Genomic DNA, 15,680 nt, shown 5'->3' with positions numbered 1-15,680 from the left:
AGAATGCTTGCTGGCATTGATAGCTCGCCCTGTATGAAGGATGAATCGGCGTTGCTTGCGTGAAATTATTGCTGTAGTTTTTCATGAAATTATAAAAACATAATTTCATGGAGCATCCTGTGTTTCAGCAATCCAAGCGACATGTCGCCAGCTATTACGCCCACAGTTGCGCCAATCTCCTGAGCTCTCGGCCTGCGCTGGTGGGGGAGCAAGACACCGAAGTTGTGATCATCGGTGCGGGTTTCAGTGGTCTGCATACCGCGTTGCGTCTGGCTTTGGCCGGCAAGCGCGTAACGCTGCTGGACGCCAGTCGCGTGGCGTGGGCTGCCTCCGGACGTAACGGCGGACAGGCCATTCTTGGCTGGTCGTGTGACATGCCATCACTGGAAGCTGCGCTAGGGTATGAACGGGCAAGGCGACTGTGGGACGGTATGCGCTGGGCCGCACAGGAGTTGCGCGAATTGTCTGGGCGCCATGGTTTCGATTGCGATTATCGCGCCGGCCATCTCTGGACCTCGGTCATGCCCCGTCGGGTCAGTCTGTTGACCGAATGGCAACACGAGGCCAGCCACAAATGGGGCCACGATGGATTGCAGTTCATCCCTCGTGAGCAGTTGCCTGAATGGGTGGCCAGCGAGCGTTATCAGGCCGGTCTCTACGACCCTGAGGGTGCGCACCTCAATCCGCTAAAACTCGCACTGGGCCTGGCGGCTGCTGTCGAGCGTGCTGGCGGCTGTATTCATGAACAAAGCAAAGCGTTGAGCTACCGAGAGGAGGGCGGGCGATTTCTGGTGAACACCGAGCGTGGGTCAATTCGGGCGGATGTGCTGGTGCTTGCCTGTAATGCGTATCTGGATCGACTCGACCCGAAATTGGCCAGTTGTGTATTGCCGGTGGGGACTTATCAGGTCGCCACGGCGCCGCTGACGCCAGAGCAGGCCACGGCGCTGCTGCCGAGCAATGTCTGCGTCACCGACAACCAGTTCGTCCTCGATTATTTCCGGCGCACGCCAGATAACCGCCTGCTGTTCGGTGGTGGCTGCACCTATCTGGGCGGCATGCCCAAGGACATCGCCGGGGCGACGCGACCTTTTCTGGAACGGGTGTTCCCGCAGCTAAAAGGTGTCGAGTTGGAGTTTGCCTGGGGCGGGCATATCGACCTGACCCTCAACCGCACCCCTGACATTGGCCGACAGGGCGACCGCTACTGGCTGCAGGGCTATTCCGGGCATGGCGTCCTTCCAACGCTGGCGGCGGCCCGTGCCGTGGCCGATGCCATTCTCGGCCAGCCGGATGAATTGACGTTGTATCAGGGCCTGAGTAATGGCAGTTTTCCCGGCGGTAAATACCTGGCAGCGCCGCTGGAAGCTATCGGCAAGGCCTGGTATCGGCTGCGCGACAGCATCTGATGGACCATTTTCGGGAATCCCTGGCATGAACAAGCAAGAAGAAATTGCCGCACTCGCGATCCTTATTCACGACCTGCGCAAACACAAGAAATACACCTTGAAGGACCTGGCCGACAAAATTGGCCGTTCGGTGGGTTTTGTGTCGCAGGTCGAGCGTGGCTTGTCACGGCCCACGGTCGCCGACTTGACGGCGATCAGCGAAACCCTGGGCGTGCCAACGACCTATTTCTACAGCTTGCCCAAACCCAAGGAATTGCCATGGGTGACCCGGCCAGACGAACGCCGCACGCTGTACTACGCCAACGGCATTACCGACATTCTGGTTTCACCGAAGATGAGAGCCTCGTTTTCCATGCTTGAAAGTCATCTCGAAGCGGGTGCCAGCAGCGGTGAGCGGCATTTGAGTGACAGCTCGGAACAGGGCGGCTACGTGCTCGAAGGCGAACTGACGCTGTGGCTTGGCGATGATGACGAGCCAGCCACTTTGCAGGCTGGGGACAGCTTTCAATTCGACAGTCACACCCGTTGCCGCTACGGCAATCTCACCGAGCATCTCACGCGAGTGCTTTGGGTCTACACCTGATAACAATAAAAGGAACAACAACGATGGATGCTGCCTGCTCTGATCTGCTGGCCGAAGTGCGTGCCTTTCGCCAACGCTTCCCCGAGGTGCGGTATGTCGATCTCATTTCCCTGGACATTCCAGGGCATTTTTATGGCAAGCGCTACCCCGTAGAAATGCTGGAAAAGGTCGCCGCCGGCAGCGCGCTCAAGCTGCCGCAAAACTGCGTGCTGCTGGGTACGCAGGGAGGGCTGTTCAAGATTGGTGACTACTGCTTCAACGACGGCGACCCGGACGCGTTGCGTCGGCTGGTGCCGGGCACGCTCAAACCGGTGACCTGGGAGGCGCAGCCACTGGGCCAGATGCTGATCACCTCGGATGGCACCCAGAAGCCGATTGTTTTCGAGCCACGCGAAGTGCTCGCACAAGTCCTTGATCGGCTGGCGGGTAAAGGCATTCATCCGGTGGTGGCGTTCGAACTGGAGTTCTATCTGTTCGATAAAAAGCTGCGCGACGGCGTGCCTCAGTTCGCTCGCGATCAGCTGAGCGACGATGCCGATGACCAGCCGAATATGCACATCGAACGCCTGTCGCGCTTTGCGCCCGTACTCGATGAAATGGTCGAAGCCGCGCGGATTCAGGGCATCGATACCACGGTGATCACCGCCGAGCTGGGGCCGGGCCAGTTTGAGATCAACTTTGGTCACCTCGACGATGGGCTGCGTGCCGCTGACTGGGCGGCGCTGTTTTGCCGCAGCACCCGTGGGGTCGCCCTTAAGCACGGTTACCGTGCCAGTTTCATGGCCAAGCCTTACTTGCAGCATCCGGGCAGTGGTATGCATGTGCATGTCAGTCTTTACGACGCGGCGGGTAATAACGTGTTGGCCGCCAACCGCCAACAATCCTTGCGTCATGCAGTGGCCGGTTGCCTGGAGTTGCTGCCTCACTGCATGCCGATTTTCGCGCCGAACCAGAACGCTCTGCGGCGCCTGGGCGGCACGGTGAACGTAGCGACGAAAGCGAGCTGGGGTTACGAGAACCGCGATGCTTGCTTGCGCATTCCCGAGTCAGATTCGAAAAACCTGAGGATCGAACACCGACTGGCCGGCGCCGATGCGAATCCGTACCTGGTGCTGGCGGCAATTCTGGTGGGGTTGGAGCGAGGGTTGGATACGGGGTTGGAGCCGATCCCGTCGCTTAATGACGACCGCAACAGCGGCATCGACTTCCCGCTGGAAATGCTCGATGCCGTGCGTGCCATGCAGCATCAGCCGCAGTTGCGCGAAGGCTTGGGCGCCGAGTTTGTGGATGTGTACTGCGAGAACAAACGCCAGGATCACCTGGCGTTTCTGCAAGAGATCAGCGCTCGCGAATACCGCTGGTACCTTTAAAACCTGAGTCGACATCCTCGTGGGAGCGAGCTCCCACAGGTTGTGCGCCTCAACTGATTTTTCGGCTGGCGCCCTCCCAATATTTCTCCCTGACCTGCCGACGCAAGACCTTGCCGACGACCGAGGTCGGCAGTTCGGTGACAAACACCAGCGACTTCGGCGCCTTGTAGCCGCCCAGCCGAGTACGGGTTTGTGCAATCAACTCTTCGCACGTCACTGTTTCACCCTGACGCAGGATCACTTCGGCATGCACCGCCTCGCCCCATTCCGGATGGGGAATGCCGACCACCGCGGCCATCAATACCGCCGGGTGCGCGGCGAGGGCAGCTTCGACTTCCACCGCGTAGACGTTGAAACCGCCGCTGATGATCATGTCCTTGAGCCGGTCAACGATATACAGATAGCCGTCACCATCGAGATAACCGAGGTCGCCGGACTTCCAGGCACCGTCGTCGAACTCCGCCGCTGTCGCTTCCGGGTTCTCGTAATAACCCTTGATGATGGCTTTGCAGCGAATGCGGATTTCACCGGTTTCGCCCACCGCGAGCGGGTTACCGTCGGGGTCGGCGATGAACACTTCGACACCGGGGGTAGGGCGACCGGCCGATGACAAGTGCCGCAACGCAGCGGCATCGCCGGGTTGGTGAGCGGCCTTGTCCAGCGAGGCGATGATCATCGGCGATTCGGTGGCCGCGTAGCCCTGGACGAAGATCTGCCCGAAACAGGCGACCAGTTCGCCGAGCTTGTCCGGGCTCATGGGCGCGGCACCGTAGATCAGCGTGGTCAGGGACGAAAAGTCCTTGGGCGCCGCCCGTTGCATTTCCAGCAAACGGTAGAGCACGGTTGGCACCAGGAAGGAATGGGTGACCCGCTCCTGTTCGACCTGTTGACGCCAGGACTCCATGTCCAACTGGTTCATGGTCAGGTTGGTGCCGCCGCCATACACCGTCGGGAAAAACAGCATCAAGGTGCCGTGGGACAGCGGCGACACATGCAGCAACCGGGTAGCGCTGGACAGCCCCAGGTCAGTGTTGATGAACGCTGCATCGCGGCAGGCCATCCAGTTGTCGATCGAATACATCGCGCACTTGCCCTTGCCGGTGGTGCCACCGGTGAAGCGCAACATGCAGACGTGTTGGTCGGTATCGAGGCTCACGTCGTTATCGGCATCGGACGCGGCGTCCACCAGCGACCAGAAGCTATGAACCCCGGCCAGTGTGGCTTGCTCTGCGGTGGGCGGGTCCATCACCACAATCTCGCAGCCGCGACTGCGCAGCATGCCGTAGTAACTGTCCAGCAAGCGGGTTTCGATAAACACGACTTTGGGGCGAACCAGATCGATCTGCCGCGCATGTTCGTCGAGCGGGTCGCGCAGATTAGTCATCACCACCGTGCCTTCTTGCTTGAAGGTACTGGGAAACATCATCAGGCTGAGGTTGTCGTTCTCCAGGATCAGCATGAAGCGTTCACCCGCGCGCACCTGCAGCATGTTGCGCAGGACGTCGGCCACGCGGTTGGTCAGCAGGTGGTATTGCTCATAGGTGTAGCGCCGGTTGCGCTCGATGTTGACGATCGCCTCCTGCTCGCGATGACGCAGGGCGAGCAGGCGCATGATCCGGCAAAAATTCATTTTCATGGGTGAGTGCTCTCGGTAGCCCGCAAGGATCGAAACGCCGGGTTACCGGGCACGCATGCGCGACGCAGCATCGAGGCGGATCGTTTCGCCGTTGACGTAGGCGTTCTCGATCAGGAAGGCGCAGCAATGGGCGAATTCGCGGGTGTCGCCCAGGCGCTTCGGTGCTTCCATCTGCTCTTTGAGCGAGTTGAGGATCTTCTCGTCGAGCCCGGCGACCATGGTGGTCAGGAACAGCCCCGGTGCAATGGCGTTGACCCGCACGCCAATCGCGCCCAGCTCGCGGGCCGCCGGCATGTTCAAACCAATAACGCCAGCCTTGGTTGCGGCGTAGGCGCACTGACCAACCTGGCCTTCGTACGCCGCGCCGGACGAAACGTTGATCACCACGCCGCGTTCTTCGCCGGCTTCGGCTTCGTTGTTGGCCATGTGCTCGGCGCACTTGGACATGACGTTGAACACGCCGTTGAGGTTGATCGCCGTCGCCTGGGCGAAACGCGCCAGTGGCGCGGCCTTGCCTTCCTTGCCCAATACTTTGAACCCGGTCGGCACGGCGGCGCCGTTGATGCACACATGGATCGCGCCGAAGCGGGCGATGACGGCCTCGACGGCGTTTTGCACCGAGGCTTCGTCGCTGACGTCGGTTTGTACGAACATTGCGCGTTCGGCGCCCAGTTCAGCCACGGCTTTTTGCCCGGCCTCGACGTTGAGGTCGAAGATCGCCACGCGGGCGGCTTTCTCTTCGATCAGGTAGTGAGCGGTCGCCAGGCCCAGGCCCGAAGCACCGCCGGTGATAACCACGACTTTGTCTTGAATACGCATGTGAGTGTCCCTGTTCGCTGCCCGGCCCAAGTGGGCCGGGTTGTTATTGTTGGAGGTCGAACCGACGGTCGATCAGAACGCGTTGACCCCGGTCAGGGCGCGGCCAATGATCAATTGCTGAATCTGCGTGGTGCCTTCGGGGATCGGCACGATGATCGCTTCACGGGCCAGTTTCTCGACCAGGAAGTCGGTGGTGACCCCGGCGCCGCCGTGAATCTGCACGGCTTGGCGGGCGATGGTCACGGCGGATTCGCAGGCGAAATACTTGGCCATCGCGGCTTCCATTTCCGCCGGGATGCCAGCACCGATCATCTCGGCGGCGCGGTAGGTCAGCAGGCGCGCGGCGTCGACGTTGGTGGCCATTTCCGCGAGCATTGCGCTGATCAATTGGTGGCCGGCAATCACTTTGCCGTGCTGCTTGCGCTCCTTGGCGTAGCGCACCGCTTCTTCCAAAGCGCGACGGCCGATGCCCAGGCCTTGGGCGGCAACGAACACTCGGGAACGCTCGAAGAACGACAGGGTATTTTTCAGCGCTTCGCCTTCGTTGCCGATGATGTTGCTGGCCGGCACCCGCACGTCGTTGAGGAAGATCTGCGCGGTGGACTGGCTGTTCCAGGCCATTTTGTGGATGTTCTGCACTTCGTACGGGTGTTCTTTGCGGTCCAGCAGGAAGTGCGTCAGGCCCTTGCGCGGATCATCGCCGGTGCGGCAGGTGCAGATCAGGAAGTCCGAGTAAGAACCGTTGCTGATCCAGGTTTTTTCGCCATTGATGATGAAGTCATCACCGTCGCGACGGGCGCGGGTTTTGATTTCCAGCACGTTGGAGCCGACGTCGGGCTCGGAGATACCGACGCTGACAAACAGGTCGCCGCTGATCAGGCCCGGCAGGTAGCGTTCGCGCAGATGATCCGGGGCGAGTTTTTCGAGCATTTGCGCGCCGAAGGAGTTGATCACCACTGGCGTCGACAGGTCCACCGAGCAGGCGGCGACTTCTTCGAAGAGCATGATCATGGTCGGCCAGTCCAGGCCCAGGCCGCCGTGGGCTTCGCTGACGGCGCCGCTGATCATGCCGAACTCGGTGAGCTGGCGCATGACCTCGGCCATCTTCTCTTTCGGGATGAACTTGTCGCGGTATTCCTTGTTGAAAATCGGATCGATCTTGTCGGCCAGGAAACGTCGGAAACTCTCGACGGCTTCGAGTTGTTCGGGGCTGCGCATTACGTGTCCCATGGGGTTCTCCTTAAGTATTTTTGTTGGCGAGAATGTTGACGGCGACCACGGCTTCTTCGATGCCGAACAGGCCACCACCGTTTTCCTGAATGGCAATGCGCGCACCCTCGACCTGACGCTTGCCGGCTTCACCGCGCAGTTGCGTGACCAGTTCATGCAGCTGTCCCAGACCAGTCGCGCCAATCGGGTGGCCCTTGGATTCGAGGCCGCCGGACGGGTTGATCGGCATCCGCCCGCCGACCGTGAAATCACCGCGTTCAGCCGCCGGGCCGCCTTCGCCGAATGGCACCAGCATCAGCGACTCGGCGTTGAGGATTTCACCGATGGCCGAGGCGTCATGGACTTCTGCGACATCGACGTCAGCCGGGTCGATGCCGGCCAGGGCGTAGGCCTTTTTCGCCGCCAGGTGCGCGACGATTTTTTCCGGTTCGTCGAGGCCACGATGGGTGCCGGTCTGCACCACGCTGGCCAGCACGCGAACGGCGCGATCGCCGGCGTTTTTCAAGCGCTTGAGACCGTCGGCGTTGCACAGCAGCACGGCGGCGGCGCCGTCGCTGATCGGCGAACACATGAGCGTGGTCAGCGGGTAGCAAATCGGCGGCGAGGCCAGCACTTCATCGATGCTGAAGGCTTGCTGGAACTGCGCCAGCGGGTTGTGCACCGAGTGTTGGTGGTTCTTCGCGGCGACGGCTGCGATCTGTCGTTGCGTGGTGCCGTAACGCAGCATGTGGTTGCGACAAATCGCGGCATACACGTCCATGAACACGCTGTACGGGCGTTCGGAAACCGTGCCCGGCGGCGGCACAATGCCTTCGCCCATGGCCAGCAAGGTGTGCTTGTTTTGCTCGACGGTGGACACGTCCCAGCCGCCATCGAACACGGCAAACATCTTCGCCTTGTCGGGGATGTTCATTTTCTCGGCGCCGACCGCCAGGGCGATGTCGCACTGACCGGCCCGCAGCGCCAGGGTCGCGAGGTTGAACGCCGAGGAGCCGGAGGCGCAGGCGTTTTCCACCGAGAACACCGGCACGCCTTCGATGCCGATGCGGCGCATGGCAATCGGGCCGGGAATGCCGGTCTGGCCCTGCAACATGCCATTGGTCATGGTGCTGTAATACACCGAGCCGACGTCCGCCGTGGTGGCGCCGGCATCCTTCAACGCCAGGCCCACGGCTTCCTCGACCATGTCGTAGACGCTGCGCTCCAGCAAGCGGCCAAACGGCGTCATGCCAACGCCCACTACGTAGATATCGTTCATTGTCTGTTCCTGCTGATTCCGGGGGGTGGGGCGGAGACGTGGCGGCCTAGCGGCCCTTGAAGTTCGGTGCGCGTTTTTCGCCAAAGGCCTGCAAGCCTTCCTGGAAATCGGCGGTGCGCAGGTGCTGGCGCAACATCACTTGCTCATGCAGCAAGGCGTCGTCGCGGGATTTGTCCGCCGAGGCGCGGGCCACTTCTTTCATGCGGCGCAGGGCAATCGGGCTTTTTTTCGCGATCTGGTTTGCCAGCGCCAGGGCGGCGTCGGCGAGTTCGGCATCGGCGTGGACTTCGCACACCAGGCCATAGACTTTCATCTCAGTGGCCGACAGGGATTTGCCGGTCAGCAGCAAGTACATCGCCATGTTCAACGGGATCAGCCGTGGCAATACCGCCGCGCCGCCGGCACCCGGATAGACGCCGAAATTGGCGTGGGCGTCAGCGAGGGTGGCGGTTTGCGCAGCCACTACGATGTCGGCGCACATGGCCAGTTCGAGGCCGCCGGCCATGGTCACGCCGTTGAGGGCGGCGATCACCGGTTTGGGGAAGTTGCGCAACTGGCCGAAGACCTTGTTGGCGCGGTCGAGAAAGTCCGCTTCGCCGGCCGGCAGGCTTGAACCGGCCAACACTTCCTTCAAGTCAGCACCGGCGCAAAAGGCCGGCCCGTTGCCGGTGAGGATCACCACCCGCAGTTCGTCATTGAGGGCAATGTCGTTGAGGCAGTGTTCGAGCTCGGCGAGTGTCGCCAGGTTCAACGCATTCATGGCCCGGGGCCGGTTGAGCGTCAGGCGCGCCACCGGGCCGACGATTTCATACAGCAAGACCTCTTCACTCATGACAACTCCCCTTTATTGTTCTTCGCACTGTTGGCGTCGTTGATGGGCCGATAGTAGGAAGGGCGCCAAGGGCTGCGCAGGTCATTGCAACGAAAGCGGTTGTCCGCAGGGGGAGGTGCAGGTCTTGTGCCCTACGAACACTTTGTGGTGAGGGGGCTTTTGTGGCGAGGGGGCTTGCCCCCGTTTGGCTGCGCAGCAGTCGTCAACCAGTCGGCGCGGTGCGTCAGGCAAATCAAGCTGCTGCTTTTGGGGCTGCTTCGCTGCCCAACGGGGGCAAGCCCCCTCGCCACAAAAGCCCCGCGCCACAAGTGTTATGTGTTCCGCCTCCGCGCCTGTGAAGACAGACGAATTGATCGAGAAGACCGGCAGGTCACGGGCGCTTGCTTGCACCATCGCTACGGCTATCCAATAACAATTAGAGAGAGACCCTGCGATGAAAACATTCCGTGTCGTGCTGACGGTGTCCGTGTTGGCCGCCAGTATTGCCGGTGCTTTGCACTGGTCACGCGGCCAGGCCGGTGTTCCCTGGCAAGCGGTTCAAAACAGCGCAGGGCAGGGCGGCCAGAAAGTGGCGACGGCGGCGACCATTGCGGTCAACGCGGCCACGGCGCACACCATGCCAGCGGTCGATCCGCAGGTCGAAGCCGACATCCAGCACGGATTTATCGCCACCATCCCCGACGCCGAAACCACCGCTGCCGATGGGCATGTGGTGTACAGCCTCAAGGGCTACGAATTTCTCGACAGCGCCGAGGCACCGGCAACGGTTAACCCGAGTCTCTGGGGCCAGGCACGCAAAAGCATGGCCGCCGGGTTGTTCAAGGTCACCGACGGGTTTTACCAGGTGCGCGGTCTCGACCTGACCAACATGACGATCATTGAAGGCCAGACCGGCCTGATCATCGTCGACTGCAACCTCGCCACCGAAGTGGCGCATGCGGCCCTTGAGTTGTACTACCAGCATCGGCCGAGAAAACCGGTGGTGGCGGTGTTTTACAACCACAGTCACGTCGATCACTTCGCGGGCATTCGCGGCATCGTCGATGAAGCGGACGTGAAGTCGGGCAAGGTGCAGATCATTGCCCCGGCCGGGTTCATGGAGACAGCAGTCGCCGAAAACGTGATGGCTGGCAACGCCATGAGCCGCCGCGCCGAATACCAGTTCGGTACCACGTTGCCGCGCAGCGCCCAGGGCCAGATTGACCTGGGCGGCGCGAAGGCGTTGTCCAACGGCACCATCACCCTGATCCCGCCCACCCTCGAACTCAGCAAACCGGTGCAAACGCTGAATATCGATGGCGTCGAGATCGTCAACATGCTGGCCCCCGGCACCGAGGCGCCGGCCGAGTTCATCCATTACTTCCCGCAGTTCAAGGTCCTCGATACCGGTGAATTGGCACTGCCGACCCAGCATCAATTATTGACCCTGCGCGGTGCGACCATTCGCGATGGCCTGGCCTGGTCGAAATACCTCAACGAAGCCCTGCATCAATTCGCCCCCGGCGCCGACATTCTGGTCGGGCAGCATGGCTGGCCGGTGTTTGGTCACGAGCGCGTGGTCAACTATTTGTCCAAGCAACGGGACATGTACAAGTGGTTGCACGACCAGTCATTGCGCCTGATCAACAAGGGCTACAAACCGGTCGAGATGGCTGAATACATGCGTGATCACGTCCCGGCGAGCCTGGCCAGCGAGGCGTTTACCCATGGTTTCTACGGTTCGGTGCAGCGCAACTCCAAGGCTGTGTATCAGCAATACATGGGCTGGTATGACTCCAATCCGGCCAATCTGGATGCGCTGTCCGACACGGATTACGGCAAGAAGTTTGTCGAGTATGGCGGCGGTGCCGATGCGGTGCTGGCCCGTGCCCGCACTGACTTTGCCAACGGTGAATACCGCTGGGTGGCACAAGCCATGAGCCATTTGATCTACGCTGAGCCGAACAACAGCGCCGCGCGTGAACTGGCGGCCGATGCCCTTGAACAACTGGGTTATCAGGCTGAATCGGCGGTCGAGCGCAACAGCTACCTGGCCGCCGCCATGGAGCACCGCAGCGGTGGCAAGAAACTCGCCTCGCCGCTGCGCACCGCCAGCCCCGACATGCTGCGGGCGCTGACCATCAACAATATTTTCGACTACCTGGGTGTGCGGCTGAAGGCTCCGGATGTTGAGGGCAAACACATCGTCCTCAACTGGAACTTCACTGACGTCGGTCCGTCGGGCCAGCGCTACATGCTCAATCTGGAGAACTCGGCGCTGACTTACATCGCCGATTACAACGCTGACAAGGCTGACGCCACGCTCACCCTGACTCGTGAGACGCTGAACGCGATCCTGGCCGAAAAAATGTCTCCGATTGAAGCAGTGTTCAAAGGTGACTTGAAGATCGATGGCAGCAAAATGGCGGTGTATGACGTGCTGGGTTCGTTGGACAAATTCTCCCCGGACTTTGAGTTGGTCGGGCCGAATGCGTCGGCACACTAGAGGCGCAGCGTAAAGGCGCACGGCTTGTCGGCGATGGTGTTCTTGAAATCGCCTTCGCGGGCAAGCCTTGCTCCTACAGAAAGCCATTTTTCGATACTGGAGAGCCTGACCATGCACGCTGCGCTACACGACTCCAACACGCCGGCCGATACGCTCGCCGAACGGGTGGCGGATGTTCTCGCCCGTCAGCAGGCCACCTCTTTGTCCGAAGGACCTCCATCGGCGGACTTGCGCATTGCACGGATCAACCGGGTGATCAAGCTGTTGCTCGATCATCAGCAGCCACTCTGCGAGGCCTTGGCCAAGGACTTCACCTGGCGCAGTCATGACCAATCGCTGATGGCCGATGTGCTGTTGCCGGTGCAGGGGCTCAAATACGCCCGCGACCATGTGCACCGCTGGATGCACCCGCAACGGCGCAAAGCCGAACTGGGCAGCGGTTGGCTGGGCGCCAGGGCCGAGATTCACTTTCAGCCGCTGGGCACCATCGGCATTATCTCGCCGTGGAATTTCCCCATCGCCATCGCGCTGGGGCCGTTGGCCGAGGCGCTGGCGGCGGGTAACCGGGCGATTCTGCTGTTTTCCGACCAGTCCCCGGCCACCGCAGGATTGTTGATTGAGCTGCTGGCCGAACAGTTCGATGACACCGAAGTCGCGGCGTTTATCGGCGGTGCCGAACTGGGCGCGGCCTTCTCCGCGATGCCGCTGGATCACCTGGTGTTTACCGGCAGCCCCCGGGTCGGGCGCCTGGTGATGCGCGCTGCCGCAGAAAATCTGACGCCGTTGACCCTTGAACTGGGCGGTAAGTCGCCGACGATCATCGGCCAGGGCGCTGACCTGGAAAACGCCGCCCGGCGTATCTGGGCCGGGAAGGGCATCAGTAGCGGGCAGGCCTGTATCGCGCCGGATTACGTTTGGGTGCACGAGGCGGATCGCGAGCGGTTGTTGAGCTGCATGCAAGCCGAACTGCGGCGCCTGTTCCCGACGCTGCTCAATAACCCGGACTACACGGCCATGGCCACGCCCGGTCAATACCGACGGATGCAAGCCTGTGTGCACGACGCCCGCCAACACGGTGTACGGGTGATCGAGGTCAATCCGGACAACGAGGACTTGAGCGCTTCGCGCAAGATCGCCCCGACCCTGCTGGTGGACCCGCCGGACAGCACGCTGGCGATGCAAGAGGAAGTGTTCGGCCCGCTGCTGCCGATCCGCAGCTATCGCCACCTCAGCGAGGCGCTCGACTACATCAACGCGCATCCGCGACCGCTGGCGCTGTACTACTTCGGCCACGACCGTGACGAGGCCCGGCATGTGCTGGAACGCACCCATTCGGGTGGCGCCTGTATCAACGAAGTGATGCAGCACCTGTTCCAGAACGACTTGCCCTTTGGCGGCTGCGGCCACTCGGGTTTTGGTCGTTATCGCGGTGGTTATGGTTTCAAGGCGTTCAGCCTGGAACGTTCGGTGTTCACACCACCGTTCTGGGACGTCATGGGCCTGCTGCGGCCGCCTTACGGCACGCTGTTTCAACGGGTGATGGGCGCGCTGTTGAAACCCTGACTCAAGCCATACACAAATCCAATGTGGGAGCGGGCTTGCTCGCGAAAGCGGTGTGTCAGCCAATATCAATGTTGGATGTGATGGCCTCTTCGCGAGCAAGCCCGCTCCCACAATGAGAACAAGGAACTCCTGATGATTGCGTTCAAACCACTTGCCCTGGCAATCTGTTGCCTGGCACTCGGCACCCAGTGTTTCGCCGCACCCAAACGCCCAAACATCGTAGTCCTGGTCGCCGACGACTGGGGCTACAGCGATGTCGGCTCCTTCGGCAGTGAAATCGCCACGCCGAACATCGACACCCTGGCCCGCGAAGGTGTGCGTTTCTCCGATTTCCACGTGACTGCGTCCTGTTCGCCGACCCGCTCAATGCTGATGACCGGCGTCGACAACCACCGCAATGGCGTCGGCAACATGCCGGAAACCATGCCCGACGAACACCTGGGCAAACCCGGCTACAGCGGTGTGCTCAACGACAATGCGATCACCGTCGCCAGCCAGCTCAAGGACGGCGGTTATCACACCTACATCACCGGCAAGTGGCACTTGGGCAAAACCGCCGACACCTTGCCCAACAACCGTGGCTTCGAACGTTCGTTCATCCAGGCCGATAGCGGCTCCGACAACTGGGAAGAGCGGCCCTACGCGCCGCTGTACGACAAGGCTGCCTGGTTCGAGAACGGTCAGCCGGCGCACCTGCCCAAGGATTACTACTCCTCGACCTTTATCGTCGACAAGGCCATGGAATACATCGCGGCGGATCGCAAGGACGGCCAACCGTTTTTCGCCTACCTCGGGTTTCAGGCCAATCATGTGCCGGTCCAGGCGCCCAAGGATGTCATCGACAAGTACCGTGGCCGGTACGACCAAGGCTGGACGGCCTTGCGCCAGGCCCGTCGTGAGCGCGCCATCGAACTGGGGTTGATTCCCGCCGGGAGCGGCATGCAAACCATGGCCAGCACCGCCGACTGGGATGCCCTTGACGAGCATGAAAAACGTTACGAAGCCCGACGCATGGAGGTGTATGCCGGCATGGGCGAAACCATGGACCGGGAAATCGGCCGCCTGATCGCCCACCTCAAAGCCACCGGCGATTACGACAACACAGTGTTTGTGTTCCTCTCCGACAACGGCAGCGAACCTACCGATCCGTACGCAATTCCAGCGATCCGGCTATGGCTGGAAATGCACTACACCCGCGAGCTTGATCGCCTGGGCAGCAAGGGCGCGTTCACCAGCATCGGCCCGAGTTGGGCCAGCGCTGCCGCGTCGCCCCTGAGTGGCTACAAGTTCTTTGCCGGCGAGGGCGGATTGCGCACGCCGTTGATTGTGTCCGGCGTGCCGAGCATGCAAACCAACCGCATCGTCAAAGCGTTTACCCACGTCACGGACATTGTCCCGACCTTGCTCGATGTCGCCGGGGTTGCCGCGCACAGCGGTGAATATCAGGGACGGGCCGTAGAGCCGATGATCGGCAACAGTCTGGTGCCAGTGCTGAAGGGCACAGCGGATCGCGTGCACCCCGAAGACCAGGCCATCGGCTATGAACTGTCCGGCAGCGCAGCGCTGTTCAAGGGTGATTACAAACTGGTGAAAAGCCTGAAACCGGTGGGCAATGAGCAATGGCACCTCTACAACATCGCCACCGACCCCGGAGAAGTGAATGACCTGCAACAGCAAATGCCCGAGCGCTTTGTCAGCATGCAAGCCGACTACGCCGAGTACGCCCGCCTCAACGGTGTACTGCCGATGCCGGCCGGTTATGACTACATGCACCAAGGGCAAATGTATGCCTTGAAGCACGTGGTGATGCCCAAGCTCAAGGCTGCCGCACCGCCGATTGCAGCGGTGCTGCTGTTGTTGGTGGGCGTGCTGGTGTGGCGTCGTCGTCGCAAGCAGGCGGTTTGAATGATGATCGACGAGGTCGATGAGTGGGGGCGCCGGCTGATTCACCGGCGCAAGGTCGAATGCCAGGGCTTTTTGCGCACCGATGGCCTGTGGGATATCGAAGGGCGGTTGAACGACAGCAAAACCCATCCGGTGACCCTTGCTGAAGGCCGGATCGTCGCGGCGGGGCAGACCTATCACGGCATGTGGATTCGGCTGACCCTGGACGATGACTTCATCGTGCGTGAGGTACGGGTGTCGATGCCCGACGTGCCCACCAGCGAATGCCGTGGGGCAATGCCGGCCTATGAAAAACTGCTGGGGGAACGGATCGGGTCAGGGTTTTCGCGGCGGATCAAAGAACTGTTTGGCGGGATCGGCGGTTGCGTGCATTTGACCGAGTTGCTGCTGCCGATTGCCACCACGGCGTTCCAGACGATTCCCATGGCCCGCGCGATGGTTGCGCCGCGTACGGCCGAGGATGTCGAGGCTTATCGTGATGCTACCGGGCGGTTGCTTAACACCTGTCACGCGTTGCGCGAGGACAGTCCGGTGGCGGTGTTCCTGAAAAAATGATGTTAGGTCTTCCTGGACCTTAAAACCTGACACTG

12 protein-coding genes are annotated in these 15,680 nt (G+C 61.2%); 7 read left to right on the top strand and 5 right to left on the bottom strand.

Features of this window, described 5'->3' with window-relative positions; genetic code table 11:
* Positions 1 to 119: 119 nt before the first annotated feature.
* Genes AC1MEW_RS24770 through AC1MEW_RS24760 form a run of 3 tightly spaced genes read left to right on the top strand, consistent with a single transcriptional unit; the run spans position 120 to position 3,362 of the window.
* On the top strand, positions 120 to 1,409 hold the full coding sequence (locus AC1MEW_RS24770) for an NAD(P)/FAD-dependent oxidoreductase (RefSeq protein WP_480423897.1): 1,290 nt from the start codon (positions 120 to 122) through the stop codon (positions 1,407 to 1,409).
* A 25-nt stretch (positions 1,410 to 1,434) separates the two neighbouring features.
* Complete coding sequence (locus AC1MEW_RS24765; protein WP_201203600.1) at positions 1,435 to 1,992, top strand: helix-turn-helix domain-containing protein; 558 nt, start codon at positions 1,435 to 1,437, stop codon at positions 1,990 to 1,992.
* Positions 1,993 to 2,015: 23 nt separating this feature from the next.
* The gene (locus AC1MEW_RS24760; protein WP_480423895.1) at positions 2,016 to 3,362 is read left to right on the top strand and encodes a glutamine synthetase family protein; all 1,347 of its coding nucleotides are present in this window, start codon (positions 2,016 to 2,018) and stop codon (positions 3,360 to 3,362) included.
* Positions 3,363 to 3,411: 49 nt separating this feature from the next.
* Here the strand turns inward: AC1MEW_RS24760 and AC1MEW_RS24755 are convergent, their stop codons facing one another.
* From AC1MEW_RS24755 to AC1MEW_RS24735, 5 genes are all read right to left on the bottom strand, one after another.
* A complete protein-coding gene (locus tag AC1MEW_RS24755; RefSeq protein WP_480423893.1) occupies positions 3,412 to 4,998 on the bottom strand; it encodes a class I adenylate-forming enzyme family protein in 1,587 nt (528 codons plus the stop codon).
* 42 nt (positions 4,999 to 5,040) lie between these two features.
* Positions 5,041 to 5,817 carry an SDR family NAD(P)-dependent oxidoreductase gene (locus AC1MEW_RS24750; protein ID WP_323570531.1) on the bottom strand — a complete coding sequence of 259 codons (777 nt, stop codon included), beginning with the start codon at positions 5,815 to 5,817 and terminating at the stop codon, positions 5,041 to 5,043.
* A gap of 72 nt (positions 5,818 to 5,889) precedes the next feature.
* A complete protein-coding gene (locus AC1MEW_RS24745; RefSeq protein ID WP_480423891.1) occupies positions 5,890 to 7,047 on the bottom strand; it encodes an acyl-CoA dehydrogenase family protein in 1,158 nt (385 codons plus the stop codon).
* 10 nt (positions 7,048 to 7,057) lie between these two features.
* Positions 7,058 to 8,305: a thiolase family protein gene (locus tag AC1MEW_RS24740; RefSeq protein WP_323570530.1), complete on the bottom strand. Its 1,248-nt coding sequence runs from the start codon at positions 8,303 to 8,305 to the stop codon at positions 7,058 to 7,060.
* A gap of 46 nt (positions 8,306 to 8,351) precedes the next feature.
* Positions 8,352 to 9,137, bottom strand: a complete 786-nt coding sequence (locus tag AC1MEW_RS24735; RefSeq protein ID WP_480423890.1) for an enoyl-CoA hydratase/isomerase family protein — start codon at positions 9,135 to 9,137, stop codon at positions 8,352 to 8,354.
* A gap of 433 nt (positions 9,138 to 9,570) precedes the next feature.
* Between AC1MEW_RS24735 and AC1MEW_RS24730 the strand changes: the two genes are divergently transcribed.
* The 4 genes from AC1MEW_RS24730 to AC1MEW_RS24715 all read left to right on the top strand — a co-directional run bounded on the left by AC1MEW_RS24730 (position 9,571) and on the right by AC1MEW_RS24715 (position 15,645).
* Positions 9,571 to 11,622, top strand: a complete 2,052-nt coding sequence (locus AC1MEW_RS24730; RefSeq protein ID WP_322268118.1) for an alkyl/aryl-sulfatase — start codon at positions 9,571 to 9,573, stop codon at positions 11,620 to 11,622.
* 111 nt (positions 11,623 to 11,733) lie between these two features.
* On the top strand, positions 11,734 to 13,185 hold the full coding sequence (locus tag AC1MEW_RS24725; protein WP_480423888.1) for a coniferyl aldehyde dehydrogenase: 1,452 nt from the start codon (positions 11,734 to 11,736) through the stop codon (positions 13,183 to 13,185).
* A 132-nt stretch (positions 13,186 to 13,317) separates the two neighbouring features.
* Positions 13,318 to 15,090: an arylsulfatase gene (locus tag AC1MEW_RS24720; protein ID WP_201257401.1), complete on the top strand. Its 1,773-nt coding sequence runs from the start codon at positions 13,318 to 13,320 to the stop codon at positions 15,088 to 15,090.
* Positions 15,091 to 15,645 (top strand): DUF2889 domain-containing protein, encoded by a 555-nt coding sequence (locus AC1MEW_RS24715; RefSeq protein ID WP_322268121.1) that lies wholly within the window; start codon positions 15,091 to 15,093, stop codon positions 15,643 to 15,645.
* Positions 15,646 to 15,680 lie beyond the last annotated feature (35 nt).

The organism is Pseudomonas sp. ASL4 (assembly GCF_056680395.1).
This window is presented reverse-complemented; position numbering and strand designations above follow the sequence as displayed.